The sequence below is a fragment of the Heliomicrobium gestii genome (assembly GCF_009877435.1).
In the GTDB taxonomy this organism is placed as follows: Bacteria; Bacillota; Desulfitobacteriia; order Heliobacteriales; family Heliobacteriaceae; genus Heliomicrobium; species Heliomicrobium gestii.
In genome coordinates, this window is sequence record NZ_WXEX01000002.1 from 37176 (window position 1) to 56267 (window position 19092).

Below are 19092 nucleotides of genomic sequence, written 5' to 3' on the forward strand. Positions count from 1 at the left end.
GCTCCTCCTTCAGCGCTTTGTTCTTGTTAGAAGGCAGGAACGACGGCGCCCTTGTATTTGTCTTTCAGGAATTGCTTTACTTCGGACGATTGCAGGGCGGCGTTTAACTTTTGAATGTCATCGCGCGTCTCATCGCCCTTGCGGACGACAAGCACATTGGCGTAGGGGGAGTCGGCGTCTTCACGAAACAGAGCAGAATTGGGATCGATTTTCGCCTCCAAGACGAAATTCGTGTTGATGACGGCGCCGTCTACATCAGGCAGTGTGCGTGTCAGTTGGGCCGCGTCGACTTCCACAAACTTCAGTTGTTTCGGGTTGTCGATGATGTCCCGCGGCGTCGCCTGGTAGTCGGCCAGCCCTTCTTTCAGCTTGATCAAGCCATTTTTCTGCAACAACACGAGCGCCCGGTACTCATTTGAGGGGTTGTTCGGCACGGCGATGACCGCCTTTTCCGGCAATTGAGCGATGGACGTATGTTTTTTCGAGTAAAGGCCGATGGGCTCTACATGGATCTTGGAGGCCACTGTAAAGGCATAGCCCTTTTCCTTGGAAACAGCATTCAGGTAGGGCACATGCTGAAAATAGTTAGCGTCGATTTGCTTGTCAGCCAGGGCGGGGTTCAGTTGCACCTCATCATCGAGGACAATCACTTCCAGGTTGACGCCCTGCTGTTGCAACTTGGGTTTGACAAAATTGAGGATCTCCGCATGGGGAACATTGGCGGCGCCGACCTTCAGCGTTTTGGGGGCGGACGCGCTGGCGGGAATGCCGGATGAACTGGTTTTGCCGCCGCATCCGGCCAGGATGCCCATGCTGACGAGGGCGACGATGGCCAGAGATAACACCTTTTTCATACTTTGATCGCTCCTTTTCACTTTTTCTTCTATTTATTGAGTGATGGCGCCTGATTATTGGACCTGATGGCGCCGTCGATCGATGGTCAGTGCGAGCCGGTTGCCCGACCACTGGATCCCCTGGACCAGCAATATGAGGACAAGGACGGTGGCCACCATGATGTCGTCACGGTAACGCTGGTAGCCGTAGCGGATGGCCAGGCTTCCAAGGCCGCCGGCGCCGATCGCCCCGGCGGTGGCTGAAAAACTGGTGATGGTGATGATGGCCAGGGTGATGCCCCGCACGAGCGACGCCATCGCTTCTGGGATAAGCACCTTGACGACAATATCCAGGGGCGCTGTGCCCATGGCGACGGCCGCCTCAATCTTCCCCCGCTCCACTTCCTTCAGGCTGTTCTCAATGATCCGGGCCAAAAAGGGGGCAGAACCGATGGCCAGGGGCACCACCGCCGCTGTAGACCCAAGTGTCGTCCCCACCAGCAGCCGCGCTAGGGGCAACAAGAGGACGATCAGGATGATAAAGGGAAAGGAACGGGTCGCGTTGACTGTCGATTCGAGGATCTTGTGAACCGCCGGCAGGGAGAGCAGGTGACCGGGGCTGGTCAATACCAGGGCGACGCCCAAGGGCAATCCCAAGAGGAGTGCAAGCACGGTGGAGAACCCCACCATGTACAAGGTCTCTCCGAAGCCAGTGACCAACAATCCCCACAGGTCATCCTGCACACCGGCTCACCTCCCGATGCTGGAGAAAATGGCGCAGCGTTGCGCTTCGGGGCTTGCGGAAAACCTCATCGGGCGTACCCGCTTCGATGACTCGACCATCTTCCAACACGGCCACATGGCGGCAGATTTGGCGCACCACATCCATCTCATGGGTGATCAGGACGATGGTGACCCCTAAACGCAGGTTGATGTCCTGCAGCAGTTCAAGAATGGAACGGGTCGTCAGCGGGTCCAACGAGGATGTGGCCTCATCGCAGAGCAGCAGTTCCGGCTCCATGGCGAGCGCCCGGGCGATGCCAACACGCTGTTTCTGGCCTCCGCTGAGTTGGGATGGATAGGCGTCCCGTTTTTCCGTCAGGCCCACCAGATCCAGCAGCGTTTTGACACGTTTTTCGATGACATCCTTGGAGAGCCGAGCGACCTCCAGGGGAAAGGCTACATTTTTCCAAACGGTGCGAGCATCGAACAGGTGAAAATGCTGAAAAATCATGCCGATCTTCATGCGGGTCTGCCGCAAGGTTTTGCCTTTCATCGCCATGACATCGTGATCTCGCAAAAGGATTTCACCAGCATCGGGTTCCTCCAGCCGATTCAGGCAGCGGATCAAAGTGGACTTGCCGGCGCCGCTGAGACCGATGATCCCGAGGATGTCTCCCTGTTCTACCCGAAAGGACACATCCTTCAGCGCCTCCACAGCGCCCTGTTGGGTGAGATAGGTCTTGCGCAGATGCTTGACTTCGAGCATGAACCTCCTCCTCACGAAAAAGAACCCTGCGCGTCAACCGCTGTAGACGCGCAGGGGCCTCTGGTGATCCAGTCAGCCCTTTTTCACAATTTGATTGTTTTCGACCGAAGCGTCAGACCTTCCCGAATGAGTCTTAGGCGTCGCGCCTCTGGAAGAGGCTGCCTCCGGGAATTGATCTGCTACCGTCCCGCGACGATGGCGCTGAGCAAATCTTCGGTAAGGCGCAACCCGCCCCGGTACCCCGTATAGCCTCGATCCAGCACAGCCCGGTTGGCGACGGGGAAGCTGACGCTGAGGTGGCCGGCGGCCAGGGTGGCGGCCAGTTCCCGTTCGAGGGAACTGCCCAGGACAAAGGCGGGACTGAAAGCGTTGTAGTACTTTTGGTTTTGATTGGGCGGCCACAGGCGGTTAAAGTGGCTGATGATCTGCCTGCCGTCGCTCTCGAAGACGAGATGGGGCGCCAGCCCCGACGCAAACCCCTGCAACCGGGAAGCCACATCCCCTTGTTCCTGCTCATTAAACCGGTCGGTGACGACAACCAACTCGGGCAACCAGCCCAGATCATCGGCCAGGAAACGGGCCAAGGCCGGCGCGTAGTTGCCGTCGCCGACGACGACGGCGTAGCGCTGGAGATCCATATCGTTGTAGCAGTCGGTGAGCGGTTCGAGGGTGCGATAGTAGTGCCGGCGTTCCGCCCGGATCACCTGGTCGACGACGCCGCGATCCAAGGCCAGCCGTTCCCCCACCCGCAAGAGAAAGTCATCCGTTGCGCCCGGTCCCACCGGCAACGCCGTTTTGAGGAACGGAACGCCATGCCGTTCTTCAAACAGCGCGGCCGCCTGGACACCGTAGACATCGGAAACGACGATATTCAACTCCGCCGACGCAGCCTGGCGGATGGCCGCCACGCTGTCCCGGTCGGTAAAAAAACTGTTTACCGTCAAACCGAGCGATTCGAGCAGGCGGCGCAGTTCTTCGATGTTTCCCCGCCAAAAGACGTCTTGGTACGGCGGGATGCCCCAGAGGTTGACCTTGCCCTTTTGTTTGGACACGCCCCGTTCCACCACCTGGCGAAACAGGGATTGCAACACCAGGTCATAGCCGGTGTAGGCGTTCCCCTTAAACCCCGCCGTCTCGGCAAAGGCGATTGGCGTCCCCTGTTCGCGGAACTCTTCCACCACAGGGGCGGCGTCGTCACCGATCACCTCGGTGACGCAACTGGTCAAGACGACATACAGTTCGCCGTCCATGACCTCCACGGTGTTGGCGATCTGCTGGCGCAAGCGGTCGACGCCACCGAAGACGACGTCCCGTTCTTGCACGTTGGAACTGGGGACGGTCAAACTGCCGCAGTACCCGCCGACCTGCAGTCCTGCGCCGCCGTTCTGGGTCCAGGCGAAGTTGCCGGCGCATCCCTGGGCGGAATGAAGGATGGGGATCGCGCCGGGAATGGCCGTCACTGTGGCCACGGCGCCGCCGGAGGCGCAGGTGTAGCGAGGGCGTTCGACAAAGGCAATCTTACTCATGTCCGTGGCCTCCCTGGGTGCGAATGTAACGGAAAGGATCGGCGGCATACCACTGATCGCGGTAGGGCAGCCGCACATGGCGGGCCAGATTGGCGTGAAAGGCGGGATTGCGAAGCAGACGTCGCAACCGGCGGGCCAGTTCGTAAGCGCCGCGGTAGCCCACATAACTCAATCCGGTGTTGTAGATGACGTGGGCCGGAATCCCCAGCTTCGAGGCGGTCATGTTGCCGTTGGCATGACCCAGGAAGAGGTCGGGCTGGAGTCGTTTGAGCAGGTTGGCTTCCTCAAAGGGCTGCACATTGGCGATATTGATGATGAAATCGTCCTTCGCCTGGCGAGCCAGCTTGGCATATTCGCCTTCGGCAAACTCATCATGGTGGAAGGAGCGGATGCCCCGCACCGCAAAGCCCAGCTCGGCCAGCAGGTTGGCTGTCGCCAGCGCCCGAAACTCGCCGGCGCTGAGAAAAACCGTTTTCCCGGCGAAAAAAGGCGTCAACTCGGCCAAGGCCTGTCGCAGTTCCCGCTCTTCCTGCTCAATGATGCGCTCCGCCGCGTCTTCCAGGTGGAAAAAGGCGGCGATGTTGCGGAGCCACCGGTTTGTGTTTTCAATGCCGATCGGCATATGCTCGATCTGGTAGGGCACACCGTAGGTTTCGTTCAGGTGTTTCAGGATGTAATCGTCATGGGTGGGGCAGGTGCTGATGGAAAGGGCGGCCTGGGTCATCTTGACCATGCTGTCCGGTTCCGAAAAGACGGGAAATATGTTGACCTCCAGCCCCAGCGCCCGCAGCAGGCGCTCCAACTCTATCTCGTCGACGCGGCCCATGGAGGAGACGTTCATCAGGTTCACAGTTTTCTTCCGCCGCTCCGCTTCCACTTCCCGCCGGCTCTCGTCGACACCGGGAAGGGCTGAGGCCTTGCTTTCGTCGCGCCCTTCAAAGAGTTGACGCACGATGCCGTGATACACGGCGTCATAAGCGGTTGCCCAGATCTTTGTCTTGAAGCCCTGGCAGTGGATCGGCACGATACGGGCCGTAACCTTCTCCTGAAGTTGGGCCGCCACCCCGTCGATATCATCACCGATGATGCCGGGCACACAGGTGGATACGACAAAAATGGTTTTGGGCCGGTACCGGCGATCGGCCTCGGCAATGGCGGCGGTCAGTTTTTCTTCCCCGCCGCTGATCACGTCGGTCTCGTTGAGCGCTGTCGACAACCAGAGCGCGTCTTTCGCTTTGCCCGTGCGCTGTGCGCTGCCGGAGCGGGCGTTGGCGTTTTGCGAATGGATGCAGGAGCCGCATCCGTTGGCGCCATGGATCAGGACTACGCTGTCCGGGATGGTGTTCAAGATGGCCAGGGCCGGCAACATCAAACAGATGGAGCCTTGGCGGAACTCCCGTTCACCGTCATCAAAGCGGCAACCCTTTTTTTTGGCAAACCCGCAGACGGTGTCGCGCAAGGCGATGCAGGCGCCCAGGCGCTCTTCCCGGCGCGGCGGTTCTTTTTGCGAAAAATACATGGTATCATCCCCTCGGTGTCGTTGATTCGGAATTATCGGCTCTCGGTTGCTCCTTTCTTGCCCTTCCCCTGTAAACATAAAAAGGCCGAGGGGTACGCGCCTGTGGGGCGGTACACCTCGGCCTCTAGTTTCTCTAGTGGGCCAACTTCCATGGAATTGTATGGTTCAAATTGTAGGGGATAGACATTTTCCTGTCAATATGGTTAAAGGAAAATTCCAAACCTAAATCCTGGCGATGGAGGCTGTTCTTTTTCCCGGGATCGTCGCTTCACAGGGGACGCCGGTCTGGCAGAGCTACACGGCGGTGAATCCCCTAGGTGAACCGGATTGAAAAGTCAAAGAGCTTGATTCTAATTAGATATCTAACTACAATAGGGTTATGCAACAAAAAAAAGCGCTTGTTATGATCAGCCGCATCCGAGAAAAGGCCACCCGATTCATTGTTCAGGAGCTTGAAGGCCATGGCATTGAGGGAATCGTTCCTTCCCATGGCGACATTCTGGTCATGCTTTTTCAAGGCGAAAAATATACGATGAAGGAGTTAGCCGATAAAATCCATCGAACCAAACCGACAGTAACCGTTTTGGTGGAAAAACTGGTCCAATACGGCTTTGTGGAAAAGGAGAAAAGTGACGACGACAGCCGGGTAACCTATATTAAACTGACCCAAAAAGGCGCTGAATTACGCCCGATCTTTGACGAGATTTCCAATAAGCTGAATGCGCTTCTTTACGGAGATTTCACAGACGAAGAAGCCGAACTGTTCGACCGCCTACTGAAAAGAGTCCATGCTCGGTTGTATGAGCAGTGATGGGTCCAAGCGGCTCATTCATTTTTACTCATATAGTTAGACATCTAATTTTTTCATCTGTAAAGGGGGTGAGCAATAGAACCAGCATTCTGAGACGCCGATTGTCAACATAATTTCGAAAGGAGTTTTTGCAAATGCAAGAGGTGATCCAATTTCTCAACGACAACACTACTGTGTTCGTAGCCACCATTGAAGATGGTAAACCGCGAGTCAGACCCTTTCAGTTCATGTTTGAAGAAGGCGGCAAGCTTTACTTCTGCACAAACAACACGAAGGATGTTTACAACCAACTCAAGCACACCCCTTTTATCGAGTTCTCTGCAACAAGTCCGTCCTTTGCCTGGGTGAGGGTCAGCGGGGAAGTTCAATTTAGCGACGATGTAGGGATCAAAGAGAAGATCCTGGAGAAACGCCCTCTGGTAAAGTCCATATACAAGACCGCCGATAACCCCATTTTTGAGGCCTTCTACATCGAACATGGGAAAGCAATCCTCGCCGATTTTTCAGGCAACCCGCCGAAAGTCGTAAACTTTTAAGTTTTTTAAGAGGTCCCCTATCCGGTCACCAAACAACCGCTTAGAACGGCAACACACGAAAAAAGGAGCGCCAATGACAAATGTCAATGGCGCTCCTTTTTTTTACAAAGATGCCGTCGGCGCGATCGCCTCCGCCACATCGTGAGCCTCAACGTTCTTCCGTTCTTCATGGTTGACGTTATGGAGCGACTCATAGACGTTATGGCGCACCCAATTGTATTCCGGTGAGCTGCGCAAGCTGGCGTTTTTGCGAGGCCGGGGGAGGGTGATCGGAATGATCTCCTTGATCGTGCCCGGACTCCCCGTCATGACGGCCACCCGATCGGACAGGAAGACGGCTTCATCGATGCTGTGGGTGACAAAGATGATCGTTTTTCCCGTCTCTTCCCAGATACGAAGCAACTCTTCTTGCAGGTTCTCGCGGGTCTGGGCGTCGACTGCCGCAAAGGGCTCATCCATGAGCAGCACTTCCGGGTCATAGGCCAGCGCCCGGGCGATGGCCACCCGCTGCTTCATTCCCCCTGACAATTCATGGGGAAAGCGTTCTTCGAAACCTTTCAGGCCAACCAGTTCGATGAATCGCCGGCTGATCTCCCGCCGTTCCCGTTTGGGTGTTTTTTTGATTTCCAAACCGAATTCGACATTTTCTTGAATCGTGCGCCAGGGGAACAGGGCATAGCCTTGCAGCACGATGCCGCGATCCAGGTCGGGCTGGCGAATGGGCTTGCCATCGAGGAAGATCGTTCCTTCCGAGGCGGCGGACAACCCGGCGATGATGTCTAAAAAGGTGGATTTCCCGCAACCGCTCGGCCCGACGATGGAGAGGAACTCCCCGCTCTCCACCTGGAGGTGAACATCCCTCAGCGCCACGTAGGCGTCGCCCGACCGGCCGAATCCTGATTTTCTCCGGTAAGACTGGCCGACCCCTTTCGCGATAATCTTGGCCGTTGGCTGCGCTGTCGCCATGAGCGCCTCCCCCTCCTCGCCTCTACAGAGCCCCTTGCTTCTTTGCCTCAACATAGTAAGGATTGTACTCGTTGGTGTAGAGATCCTTGGCCTGGATCTTCCCCTCTTCCAACTCGCCGTTGCGGATCATCATGTCGAGCCAGGCCTGCACATACTCCTCCTTCACCCAATCGTTTTCGTCAAAGTAAAAGCTGCTGCAATCTTCCGGCTTAATGCCCAACCGCTGGGCCACGATCGCCTCCGCTTCTTTGCGGTTCTGATTGATCCACTTCCTGGCCTTGGCCATGGCCCGGTTAAACTTGATGACGATATCGGGGTGTTCCTGGATGAACTTCTCGCTAAAGCCGCGCACGGAGGAGCCGCCGGCCGGACTTTTGACGACTTCAAAGCTGTTCGTCAACATGGTGACGCCGCCATTTTTCTGCGCCCGTTTGATCCAGGGCGGGTGCAAGGTGGCCACATCGATCAGCCCCTGTTTCAAGGCCTGTTCCTGCTGCTTATCGGGCATGACGACAAACTCGACCGCATCTTTCGGCAGGTGATTCTGGCGCAGCCATTCTGTAAAGACCAGGTCGGGACAGGATTTGACGCTGCTGACTCCCACCTTCTTGCCGGCCAGGTCATGAGGCGAACGGATGCCGCTTCCCTCTTTCGTGAAATAGACCATATGGGGGAATTCTTGGCTGTCCAGGATGCCTGGCGTGGTGATCTTCAGTTTCGCGCCTGACAAGATGGCCCGGACGATCGTGTCCGGATGGTTCATGAACAGATCATTGTCGCCTGACAGGATCGCCGCTACGGCCTGGCTGGCTCCGAGGAGGCCCACATACTCCAGTTGGATGCCTTCTTCTTTCAGGTAGCCCAACTCCTCGGCCACCCAGAACTCGTTAAACCCGGTTTGCGACTGAACACGGATTTTGAATAATCCGTCGCCGCCTTTTCCCGCCTCTCCGGCAGCGCCGGTTTCCTTGGGTGAACCGTTGCCGGCGCATCCCGTCAACAACAACGCCGCCACCAGCAGCACGGTCATCCATCGCCATAGGGGCAGGTGAGGTTTTCCCATCGGCTTCCTCCTTCCGGCTCTCCTTCCCGGTCTGCCTGTGATCCGCTTATGGTCTGTTTCCGCCGTTTCTGGTCCGCTTCTAGTCCGGTTCTGGTCTGCTTCTGCTCCGCTTCTGGTCCGCGCAATGTCGCTTGCGGTCACCCTACGGATCGCGGAATCTCCGTATGGCTTCCTACTGATAGTCGCTCAGGATGACCGAGTAGATGTCTTCGGTGAGACGCAAGGCCCCGTCATAGCCGGCGTAGGCCCGGCTCAGGACGAGCCGTTCGCTGATCGGCAGGGAAACGGAGAGGGAATAGCCCTTCAGTTCCCGGGCGCTCACCCGATCCCAGGTGCTTCCGAGGATCAGCGGCCGCTCCCGAAAGCGGATGGCCCGCAACGCCTCCCGCACCTCGCCACCGTCATTGGCGAAAACCACAGGGGGACGGACGCCTTCGGCGATGTTCTCGAAATAGCCGTTGATCGCCTGCTGGTGTTCCGGCGGTGTGTCATCGGTGATGAACTGCACCTCCGGCAGCATCCCCAGATCCTGGATCAAAAAGCGCGTAATCCCCAGGGCGTAGAAGCTGTCGGCGATGGTCACGAACCGCCCGGGCAGGCCAGAACGGGATTCAAAAAGAAAATCGGCGCTGCGCTCAATGTAATAGTAGTAGTGGGCCTCCTGTTCGGCGATGACGGCTTCCACCCGCTCACCGGCGATACCGGCATAATCGGCCAACTGGCGGAGGAAACGGCCCGTTTCGGTCGGTCCGATGGGGAAGATCGGGTAGTGGAAATAGGGTGTTCCAAAGGACTGTTCCAGATGGTGGACCGTTTGCAAACCGACCCAGGGGGAGAGCAGCAGGTTGAATTGCGCCTTCGGCACGCGGCGCAAGGCGTCGACGCCGCCGCCCGGGCCGAAGATGATATTCGGTGTCAGGCCGATCGACTGCAGCAATTGCCCGATCGCCTGCAGATTTCCCGTCCAGAAGGCGTCCTGATAGGGCACGACCGACCAGACGTTGACCAGTCCCGGTTCTACGGCAGAGGCGGATGCTGCGGCAGCCACCGGTTTCAGATACTGATCGATGATCGCCTCCAGGACACGCTCATGGCCGTAAAAATTCGTTCCCTTAAACCCGCCGGTCTCGGCGTAGACCACCGGCTTTCCCTGCTCCTGAAACCGGCGCGCCACTTCGCCCACATCATCGCCGACGATGTCGGCGGTGCAACCGGTCAGGATCACGTAGAGATCACCGTCGATGACGCGCAGCGTGTTTGCGGTCACCTCGCGCAAGCGTTCGTCTCCGCCGAAGATCACCTCTTTTTCACCGCTGTTCGTGCAGGGGATCGAATGACCGCCCGTGTAGCCGGACCCCTGATAGCCGTGATACTCCCCCAGGGCGCTCCACAGCTTCTGGCCGCAACCTGGCCCGGCATGCAGGATCGGAACAGCGCGAGGGATGGCGAGCACCGTTTGCATGGCGCCGAGGGCGCAGACCTGACGGATCTGTTCGACGAATTGAGACATCAGCCCACCTCCTCCGCCGCCTTCAGGAGGGCAAATGCGTCCTGAGACAGCCACCATTCCGTATAGGGCAGCTTGACCTTGCTCGACAGCCGTTGGGCAAAGGAACGGTTCAACTGGGCGTCGATGACGCGGTGACCGAAATCGATCAGCCCCTGGTAGCCAAAGGCGCTGTACTCGTCGGTGACGGCAACCGTCGTGATCCCCAGTTTGGCGGCCCAGACGGCGGTGCCCACATGGCGGGAGAAGTAAATATCGGGCTTGATCTGTCGCAGCAGATTGATGATCTCAAAGTTCTGCTGATCGCCCACACTGAAGGGCAGCCCATCCTGGCGCTCAGCCAACTGCTGGGTCGCTTTGGGGCACTGGCCGTAATCGTGGCGGGCGTCGAAATGCCAGCTCACCGCTCGGACCACATCGAGTCCCAACTCATCAAGGACGCCGAGAAATCCGTGGCCGAAGCCGGGACCCATGCCGAGAACGGCCCGCTTTCCCTGCAACCGGCTGCGGATCTGAGCCAACTCCGGCGCGATGCGCGCCTTTTCCTCGGCGATCAGCGCCTCCACCTCGGCTTGCTTGCCCACCACTTTGCCCAGTTCCCGCAGCCAACTGTCCATGCCGGCGATGCCGTGGGGCGGCAGCGATTTGACCTGGGGCACGCCGTAACGCTGCTCCAGGCCGGCGGCCAGGTAGGTGCCCAGGGTGCCGCAGACGGTCAGCGTCGCCGCCGCCTCAGAGATGTGGGCCAGCTCGTCGACGCTGGCGAAGGGGATGATGAACTGGGGCTCCAGGCCGAGGCGGCCCAGCAATGCGGTGATGCGATCCTTGGCCCGTCCCCAGAAGTTGATGATGTTGACCCGTTCCGGTCGCTTCCGGCGCGGCGGCTGGATGATGCCTTGAAAGAGGGCGTGAAAGGCGGCGTCAAATCCGGAGGCCCACACCTTGGAGCGAAAGCCTTCGCAGGAAACAGGGATGATCGGGATCGCCAGTTCCTCCTTCAGGCTGTCGGCGACACCGGCAATGTCATCGCCGATGATCGCCGAGGCGCAGGAGGTGGTGACAAAAATCGCTTTCGCCTGGAAACGCCGGTGGGCTTCCCGGATGGCGCCTCTCAGCTTTTCGCCGCCGCCGAAGACGGTCTCTTTTTCGCTCATGTTCGTGTTCAACACCGGCAGGTTGCTATAGGGCCAGCGCCGGATGTACTCGCCCCAGTGGTTGGTCACATTTTGCGCGACCGTATCGCCGGCGCATCCCAGGGGCGCATGATTGACGACAGCGGCGTCACGGATCTGCGAGAGCAGCGCCTGGGCGCATCCGGAGCTGCAGGAGGTGGTCTGGGTGAACCCCCGCTCCCTGTTTTTCAGCCGGCAGCCGCCCGCCTGGCAGGCCAGATCGCCCACCGTTCCCTGATACCCTGTCACAGCGCCCAGGCGTGTTTCCCGGATCACCGGTTCCTGGCTGTCCAGATTGATCGTCATGCCCTTCCCTCCTCTGGCGTTACGCCTTCCAGGCCGTAAATCGTTTTTCCAGGGCCACCAGGGTGTAGTTGATGGCCAACCCCACGAGGGACATGGTCACGATGGCCGCATACATCTCCCCGATCTCGAAGCGGATCTCCGAGTCGAAGATCAGGTAGCCCAAGCCGGATTTGGCGCCCATCATCTCGGCGGCGATCAGGATCAGGATGGAGTAGGTGGCGCTGAGGCGAATGCCCGTAAAAATCGAGGGCAACGAAGCCGGTAGCACCACTTTATGAAACAGTGTCAGCGGTGAGGCCCCCATGGATCGGGCGGCTTTGATCAGCAAGGGGTCCACATTCTTGACCCCGGAAATGGTGCTCAAAAGGATCGGCCACTGGACACTCCAAAAGATGATCGCCAATTTCGAGATCTCGCCGATGCCGAAAAGCAGGATGAACACGGGAAACAAGGCCATGGCCGAGGTTTGCCGAAAGGTTTGCAGAAGGGGGTCGATGAATCGCTCAAAGCCGCGAAACCAGCCGATCAACAACCCCAAGGGGATCGATACGGCCAAACCGAGGGAAAAGCCGAGCAACGCCCGCTGTAAGCTGGCGGCGATGTGTTTGAACAGTTCGCCGGAAAGGATCAGCTTCCCCAGCGCTTGGGCCACTTGCGAAAAGGGCGGCAGGAAGGTGCTGTCGACCCATCCCCACCGGGGGGCGATTTCCCAGAGGAGCAAAAAGAGCAAGACTGCGAGCAGCCGGTAGAGACCTTCGCCGAGCCAACTGAGCCCGCGCAGCCAGGGGCTCGCTGTTTGGACTTGCGGCCGCGTTGTCTCGCCTTTCGATCCTCCCGCGATGTCCCTCCCGCCCTCTTCATGAAGCGCCAACGAATAGGTCTGTTCCGTCATCACGGTTCCTCCCCAGTTCATCGTCGGTTCTTGGAAAAGAACAAAAAAGCCAGAACCCTGCTGCCGCATAGGTCCTGGCCTCCAGTTGCCCGGTCAGCCCGACACTTCGTTGCTATGACCCCGTTGTGTCATTCGAATTTGTGTCATTCGAATTTGTGTCATTCGTCAGCGAAGGGAATGGTTCGCCCCACCCGTCCCGGATGATTCCGCTTTTGTCAGGCCTCTTGAAAGAGCGACGTGCTCAGATACCGCTCGCCGGTATCGGGAAGGACAACGACGATCAGCTTCCCGGCGTTTTCCGGTCGTTTCGCCACTTCCAACGCGGCATAGGCGGCTGCGCCCGAGGAAATGCCCGCCAGGATGCCCTCTTCACGGGCTAATCGCCGGCTGGTGGCAAAGGCCTCTTCATTTTTGACTTTGTAGATTTCATCGACGATGGCGGGGTTGAACACTTCCGGCACAAAGCCGGCGCCGATTCCCTGGATTTTGTGGGGACCCGGATCGCCGCCCGACAACACAGGCGAGTCGTAGGGCTCGACAGCGATGACTTGAATGCCCCTTTTATACTGTTTCAAGACCTCTCCGACGCCGGTGATCGTCCCGCCCGTGCCGACGCCGCCAACGACGATGTCCACCGCGCCATCGGTGTCTGCCCAGATCTCTTCCGCCGTCGTTGCCCGGTGGATCTGGGGGTTGGCAGGATTGTTGAATTGCTGCGGGACAAAGGCGTTGGGGATTTCCGCCGCCAATTCGTAGGCGCGTTGAACAGCGCCTTTCATCCCTTGTGATCCCGGTGTGAGCACGATCTCTGCGCCGTAGGCTTTCAAGAGGTTGCGGCGCTCCAGACTCATCGTTTCCGGCATGGTCAGGATCAGCCGGTACCCACGAGCCGCTGCCACAAAGGCCAAGGCGATCCCCGTATTGCCGCTGGTCGGCTCGATGATCACCGTATCTTGCGTAATATGTCCCCTCTCCTCGGCATCCTTGATCAGGGCAAAGCCGATGCGGTCTTTCACACTGCCGGCGGGGTTAAAATACTCGAGCTTGGCCGCCACTTGCGCAACCGCCCCGGCGTTCACCCGGTTCAGTTTGACCAGGGGTGTTTTCCCGATGAGTTCGGTGAGGTTTTCGGCAATTTTGCCCATGGATGGTCTCCTCCTTAGCTTTTTTCCTTTCCATACAAAAGGCGTTTGATTGGATAACGCCTAGATCGCCTTTCGTCACTTGTAGGTGTCCAGCACGCGGTCGTAGATGTCTTCAATCGCCCGCAAGCCGCCGTTATACCCGGCGTACCCGCAGTGCAACACGAGCCGGTAGGTGAGCGGCGGGCCGACCGGCAGCAGGTCGGCCTGGATCTCCCGGGCCAAATCGCGCTCCCACCCGCTGCCAAGAATCAGGGAACGGTGCTGCGGTTTTTCTGCGCCGATCTCTTCCTGAATCAGCCCGCCGTCGATTGAAAAGACGACTTCGGCAGAACGCAGTTCGGAGATGTGTCGGAACTGCTCCCGGATCCGCTCCTGGTGCTCCACCGGCGTATCATCGATGATGTACTGTTTGGCCGGCAGGATGCCCAGTTCGTTGAGCAAAAACTTGGCGAAGCCGGTGGCATAGGTAGCGTCAAGGATCGTGTAAAACCGGCGCGGCAGGCCGTAGCGAAATTCCAACAGAAAATCGGCGGTGCGCTCAATGTAGGAATAAAACTTTTCTTCTTCCTTTTTGATGAATGCCTCGGCCCTGTCTCGATCCAACTGAGCGAAATCGACGAGGCCGCGCAAAAATCTCGATGTCTCCACGCCGCCGATGGGCAGATAGGGGAAGTGGTAATAGGGCGTTCCGTAACGTTCTTGCAAGCTTTTCACGAGATCCACGCCGGGCCACGCCGAGATCAGGATATTGAATTCGGCATGGGGAATCGTCAGCCATTCCTTTATCCCCGCCGAATCAACGCCGAACAGCGTGTTCACCTGCAAGCCGATTCCTTCGAGAATTCGCTTCAGTTCGATCAGATTGCCGTTCCAAAAGGGATCTTGATAGGGAATCGTTGCGAAAAGATTGACCATGTTCTTGATCTTGCCTTGCCTCGGTTCTGCATGCCGCTCGACGTACTGTTCGATGATCGCCCGAACCACCCGTTCGTGGCTCACATAGTTGTTGCTCTTGAATCCCCCCGTCTCGGCGAAGACGATCGGTTTTCCCAGCGCCTGAAACTCCCGGGTGACCTGGCCCACGTCATCGCCCACGATGTCAGAGGTGCAACCGGTGAGCACCACAAAAAGGTCGGCGTCGATCACCTGAAAAGCGCCTTCGATGACCTGTCGCAGCCGGTTTTCCCCGCCAAAGACGATCTCCTGCTCGCTGGCGTTCGTGCAGGGGATCGTGCTGCCGCCGGCATAACCCTCTCCCTGACCGATCAGGCTGGCGATCTTGACGCTGCAACCGGGTCCGGCGTGCACGATGGGCACAGCCCGTTTGATGGCCACGACGGTTTGCTGGGCGCCAAGGGCGCAAGAGAAGCGAGGCTGCTCAATCAACGTTGCCATGGGCGCAGCCTCCTAAAAAAGTGTAGGGGTCCTGGTCCAACCACCAGCGGGTGTAGGGCATCGTGCTGTGTTTGGCCAGGTTAGTGACAAACTCCCGGTTGTCGAGAGTCTCCAAGATTCGTTCGGCGTATCGGAGCAGGCCCTGATAACCGAAACCCAGGTGTTCGTCGCCGATCAACAGGGTGGGGATGCCCAACTTGGCCCCCCACAGGGTCATGCCGCCATGGCGAGCGATCAGCAGGTCGGGCCGCACGCGATGGAGGATATTGACCAGTTCAAAGGCTTGTTTGTTGCAGACGTTGTAATTGGGAATGTCTCCGTAGGTTTTCACCGTATGCGCCAGCATGTCGGAACGCGGATCGCCGTTATCATAGACCGGGTCATGGTGAAAGATCGCCGCTCCTTGCACCTGTAAGCCCAACTCTCGGAGCAAGGCCAGCAAGGCGTGACCGTGGGCAGCACCGGCCGTAACATAGGCGCTCTTCCCTTGCAATTTCGCGCGATAGGCCTCTAGTTGGGGCAGGATTTTCTCTTTTTCCGCCGCGATGATCGATTCCACTTCGGCTGCTTTGCCAAGCACTTTGCCGAGTTCTCGCAACCACGCGTCCGTGCCGGCAAGGCCATAGGCCAGAGGGGCTTTTATCTCCGGCACGCCATAGACCTGTTCCAGGGCCGCCCCGAGGTAACTGCCCAGTGTCGGACAGATTTGGATGGTGGCCGCCGCTTCGGCGATGTGTTCCAGCTTCTCCACCGTCGAAAACGGCACGATGTACTCCGGCTCATAGCCCAACGGGCCCAGCAGATCCGTAAACACGTCGCTGCCCCAGAAGTTGATGATGTTGATCTTGTTGGTCTTGCGCCGCGGCGGCTTGACGATTTTTCTCACGATGGCGTGGTAGGCGGAATCGAATCCGGTGGTCCATATTTTTGATTTAAACCCTTCACAAAAGCAGGCCACCACCGGGATGCCCAATTCCTCAGACAACCGGTCTGTGACACTTTCCACATCATCGCCGATGATCCCCGAAGCGCAGGAGGTGGTCACAAAGATCGCCTTTGGCTTCACCCTCGCATAGGCTTCTCGGATGGTCGCCTCCAGCTTCTGCACCGCTCCAAAGATAGTGTCTTTCTCTTCGATATTGGTGCTGAAGTATCTCCCCATCACCGGGGGGAGCTTTCGCTCCATCTGGCCAACCCGGTAGACAAAATTAAAGGCAAAGAAATCGCCGGCGCAACCCACAGGCGCATGGTTAACCATGGCCGCGTCCTGGATCATGGACAGTTGGCAGAAGGCATTGCCAGAACTGCAACCCATGCACTGGCTGAATGTTCGCTTGTTTTCCCGCAACTTGCCGGCCCTGGCGCACTGAACTAGTTGTCCAGCGGTGCCTTCAAATCCGGTGATCGAGCCGATCCGTATTTCGCGGATGGCCACTTCCGGCGCATCCACATTGACTCTGCATCCGCTCATGACATCCCTCTCGTGTTTTTAGGAAAGGAAAAGGCAGATCCCCCTATCATGAGAAGGGAGATCCGCCTCTGGTGCTTCCAGTCGGCAGATGTCCGCCATCGGCTGTCCTGCTTTTTAAAATGCCCGGTAATATCATACCGTTTTTTGAATATAGTCGGCCAAAGCCCGCTCGATCAGATCGGGGAGCACATGGGATTCGACCCCGCGAACTTTCAGATTCTCGATGGCGCCGGGGCCGATCTGGCTGACCAACACCGCCTTGCAGTCGGCGATGGCATCGAGGGCGGCTGTGCTCTGGCCGTGGCTCTGGTCGTGGCAGTATCGTTGCGTTTTACGGGACTCGACAAAGCGGTAGCTGTTGCCCACGACCTCAAAGATGAGAAAATGCTCGGCATGCCCAAAATGTCGATTGACCACTTTGCCGTCGCTGCTGGCGACGGCTACTTTGTAGGTCAACCTCCATCCCTCCCTTCCTCCTCTGCCTAGATGGCGGCCGCCTGGCTGCGCACCTCGCCGGTCTCCAGCGCCAGCAGGTGGTCGGCCCACTTGGCGGCCCACTCGCGCAGGTCTTTCACATCGAGCGGCGACGGGGTCTTTGACTCGGTATGGTTGGCGATCTTCTCGGCCAACCGGCGATAGACACCGGCCTGGTCGGAATGGGGCGACGCCTCGATGGTGGTCTTGCCTTGCAGTTCCGCCTGGGTGACAGTGACGGAACGGGGCACATACTCGATGACTTGCGTCTTCGTCTGTTGGACGAAATCATCGATGATCGCTTTGGCGTAGGGCGCATTGATCGAGTTGGCGATCACGCCGCCCAGGAGGGCGCCGCCCGATTTGGAGTACTTCTGAATCCCTTTGAAGAGGTTGTTGGCGGCGTAGACAGCCATGAAGTCGGCCGACGATACGGTAAAGACGTGTTCGGCGATCCCCTCGCGCACCGGCACGGCAAAGCCGCCGCAGACGACGTCGCCCAGGACGTCATAGATGACATAGTCCAGATCCAGTTCCTCAAAGGCGCGATGCTGTTTGAGCAGTTGCACCGCCGTGATGATCCCCCGGCCGGCGCAACCGACGCCAGGCGCCGGACCGCCGGCTTCGACGCAGTAGACGCCGCCGAACCCTTCGAAGACGACTTCGCTGAGTTTGACGTTGTTCTTTTCCCGCAGCGTATCGAGGATGGTCGGGATGTATTTGCCGCCGCGCAGGGTATTGGTGGAGTCGCTCTTCGGGTCGCAGCCCACCTGCATCACTTTATAGCCCGCATCGACCAAGGCGGCGCTGATGTTGGAGGTGGTCGTCGATTTGCCGATGCCGCCTTTTCCGTAGATGGCGATCTGTTTGAGTTTTTTGTTGGACATCTCTTTTGCCCCTTCCTGTTTATCCTTTTGTTTATCCTTTTTATCCCTACCCGTGGGAGAACGTCTCAATCGGCCGGTCATAGAGCTGGCCGGCCAAATCGATCCCCTTGCCGGGGATGCCGCAGGCGTCGGCGCGGCACTGGTGGCAATGCCGGAACACTGGCAAATGCTGTTCCGCCGCCTCCCGGGCTGCCTGCAGTTCCTGGCAGTCAGGCGCCCGGTGATGGAGGAAGGCCTGTTGAGGGATCAAGGGGATGATGTTGAAATTGGATGCGCCGGCCTCGGCAGCGGCTTTGGCCACTTCGCCGATCTGACCGTCGTTGATCCCGGGAATGAGCACGCTGTTCACCTTGACGGTCAGCCCCAGCCGGGCTGCCGCTTCAATGCCAGCCAGTTGGGCGTTGATCAGATGGGCCGCCGCCCCTTCTCCCTGCTGCCGTTTCCCTGCGACGGGGACTTCTTCGTAGATCTGCGCTCCGATGGCAGGATCGACGGCATTGACAGTAACGGTGATCGTCAACACGCCGGCCTCAGCGACCTGTTCCGCCTTTTCAGCCAGCCGCAGGCCGTTTGTGCTCAGGCAGTTGATGATCTGCGGATACTTTTGATGAATCAGCCGAAAGGTCTCCAGCGCGTGGTCTGTCGCCAGGGTGTCACCCGGTCCGGCAATGCCGGCCACGGTGATCTCCGGGCACAAAGCCAGCGCCCGTTCCAGCGTTTGCAGCGCCTCTTGCGGCGTCAGCACGCCCCGGCTCACACCGGGCCGCTGCTCCCACTTGTTGTATCCCCGGCGGCAGTAGCCGCACTGGATGTTGCAGGCTGGGCTGACCGGCAGGTGGATGCGTCCGAATTTGAAATGGGCTTCGCCGTTAAAACAGGGGTGCTTGCGCATGAGGTGAGTAAACCGGTTCCCTTCGGCCACCGGCGCATCATGACTAGAATCATGATTTGAACGATCAGCCGCCATCCCAAAGCCTCCTCTCGCTCGGTTCAGGCAAAACAAAAAGGCCGAGGGTACACGCCTCACGGCGGTACACCTCGGCCTCCAGTCTTTCCGGTGGGCCAAAATGCTGGTTTTTCAATCAGGATAGTAGTTATTT

At 58.4% G+C, this 19092-nt stretch carries 18 protein-coding genes; 2 read left to right on the forward strand and 16 right to left on the reverse strand.

Features of this window, described 5'->3' with window-relative positions:
- Positions 1–26: 26 nt before the first annotated feature.
- The 5 genes from GTO89_RS02200 to GTO89_RS02220 all read right to left on the reverse strand — a co-directional run bounded on the left by GTO89_RS02200 (position 27) and on the right by GTO89_RS02220 (position 5367).
- Positions 27–854, reverse strand: a complete 828-nt coding sequence (locus tag GTO89_RS02200) for a MetQ/NlpA family ABC transporter substrate-binding protein (RefSeq protein ID WP_161260440.1) — start codon at positions 852–854, stop codon at positions 27–29.
- Between the two features lie 54 nt (positions 855–908).
- Positions 909–1577 carry a methionine ABC transporter permease gene (locus GTO89_RS02205; protein ID WP_161260441.1) on the reverse strand — a complete coding sequence of 223 codons (669 nt, stop codon included), beginning with the start codon at positions 1575–1577 and terminating at the stop codon, positions 909–911.
- Complete coding sequence (locus tag GTO89_RS02210; RefSeq protein ID WP_161260442.1) at positions 1567–2322, reverse strand: methionine ABC transporter ATP-binding protein; 756 nt, start codon at positions 2320–2322, stop codon at positions 1567–1569. The genes GTO89_RS02205 and GTO89_RS02210 overlap by 11 nt, the downstream gene beginning before the upstream one ends.
- Before the next feature lie 179 nt (positions 2323–2501).
- Positions 2502–3848, reverse strand: a complete 1347-nt coding sequence (locus tag GTO89_RS02215; protein ID WP_161260443.1) for a nitrogenase component 1 — start codon at positions 3846–3848, stop codon at positions 2502–2504.
- Positions 3841–5367 (reverse strand): nitrogenase component 1, encoded by a 1527-nt coding sequence (locus tag GTO89_RS02220; protein WP_161260444.1) that lies wholly within the window; start codon positions 5365–5367, stop codon positions 3841–3843. The genes GTO89_RS02215 and GTO89_RS02220 overlap by 8 nt, the downstream gene beginning before the upstream one ends.
- 403 nt (positions 5368–5770) lie before the next feature.
- Between GTO89_RS02220 and GTO89_RS02225 the strand changes: the two genes are divergently transcribed.
- Positions 5771–6178: a MarR family winged helix-turn-helix transcriptional regulator gene (locus tag GTO89_RS02225; RefSeq protein WP_235920194.1), complete on the forward strand. Its 408-nt coding sequence runs from the start codon at positions 5771–5773 to the stop codon at positions 6176–6178.
- A 134-nt stretch (positions 6179–6312) separates the two neighbouring features.
- Entirely contained in the window at positions 6313–6714 is a 402-nt protein-coding gene (locus GTO89_RS02230; protein WP_161260446.1) for a pyridoxamine 5'-phosphate oxidase family protein, read from the forward strand.
- 102 nt (positions 6715–6816) lie between these two features.
- On the opposite strand, the gene GTO89_RS02235 is transcribed toward GTO89_RS02230, so the two are convergent.
- From GTO89_RS02235 to GTO89_RS02285, 11 genes are all read right to left on the reverse strand, one after another.
- Positions 6817–7680, reverse strand: coding sequence for an ABC transporter ATP-binding protein (locus tag GTO89_RS02235; protein ID WP_161260447.1), 864 nt, complete (start codon positions 7678–7680; stop codon positions 6817–6819).
- A 22-nt stretch (positions 7681–7702) separates the two neighbouring features.
- Entirely contained in the window at positions 7703–8743 is a 1041-nt protein-coding gene (locus GTO89_RS02240) for an ABC transporter substrate-binding protein (RefSeq protein WP_161260448.1), read from the reverse strand.
- Positions 8744–8915: 172 nt separating this feature from the next.
- Positions 8916–10253: a nitrogenase component 1 gene (locus GTO89_RS02245; protein ID WP_161260449.1), complete on the reverse strand. Its 1338-nt coding sequence runs from the start codon at positions 10251–10253 to the stop codon at positions 8916–8918.
- Positions 10253–11728, reverse strand: coding sequence for a nitrogenase component 1 (locus GTO89_RS02250; protein ID WP_161260450.1), 1476 nt, complete (start codon positions 11726–11728; stop codon positions 10253–10255). Before GTO89_RS02250 ends, GTO89_RS02245 begins: the two co-directional genes overlap by 1 nt.
- 19 nt (positions 11729–11747) lie before the next feature.
- A complete protein-coding gene (locus tag GTO89_RS02255) occupies positions 11748–12620 on the reverse strand; it encodes an ABC transporter permease (RefSeq protein WP_204758155.1) in 873 nt (290 codons plus the stop codon).
- 215 nt (positions 12621–12835) lie between these two features.
- Positions 12836–13765 carry a cysteine synthase A gene (cysK, locus tag GTO89_RS02260; protein ID WP_161260451.1) on the reverse strand — a complete coding sequence of 310 codons (930 nt, stop codon included), beginning with the start codon at positions 13763–13765 and terminating at the stop codon, positions 12836–12838.
- A 75-nt stretch (positions 13766–13840) separates the two neighbouring features.
- On the reverse strand, positions 13841–15160 hold the full coding sequence (locus tag GTO89_RS02265; protein WP_161260452.1) for a nitrogenase component 1: 1320 nt from the start codon (positions 15158–15160) through the stop codon (positions 13841–13843).
- Complete coding sequence (locus GTO89_RS02270) at positions 15144–16631, reverse strand: nitrogenase component 1 (RefSeq protein ID WP_161260453.1); 1488 nt, start codon at positions 16629–16631, stop codon at positions 15144–15146. The genes GTO89_RS02265 and GTO89_RS02270 overlap by 17 nt, the downstream gene beginning before the upstream one ends.
- Before the next feature lie 132 nt (positions 16632–16763).
- Positions 16764–17087, reverse strand: coding sequence for a NifB/NifX family molybdenum-iron cluster-binding protein (locus GTO89_RS02275; RefSeq protein WP_161260454.1), 324 nt, complete (start codon positions 17085–17087; stop codon positions 16764–16766).
- 26 nt (positions 17088–17113) lie between these two features.
- Positions 17114–17992 (reverse strand): nitrogenase iron protein, encoded by an 879-nt coding sequence (nifH, locus tag GTO89_RS02280; RefSeq protein ID WP_161260455.1) that lies wholly within the window; start codon positions 17990–17992, stop codon positions 17114–17116.
- A 46-nt stretch (positions 17993–18038) separates the two neighbouring features.
- Positions 18039–18884 (reverse strand): radical SAM protein, encoded by an 846-nt coding sequence (locus tag GTO89_RS02285; RefSeq protein ID WP_407929483.1) that lies wholly within the window; start codon positions 18882–18884, stop codon positions 18039–18041.
- Positions 18885–19092 lie beyond the last annotated feature (208 nt).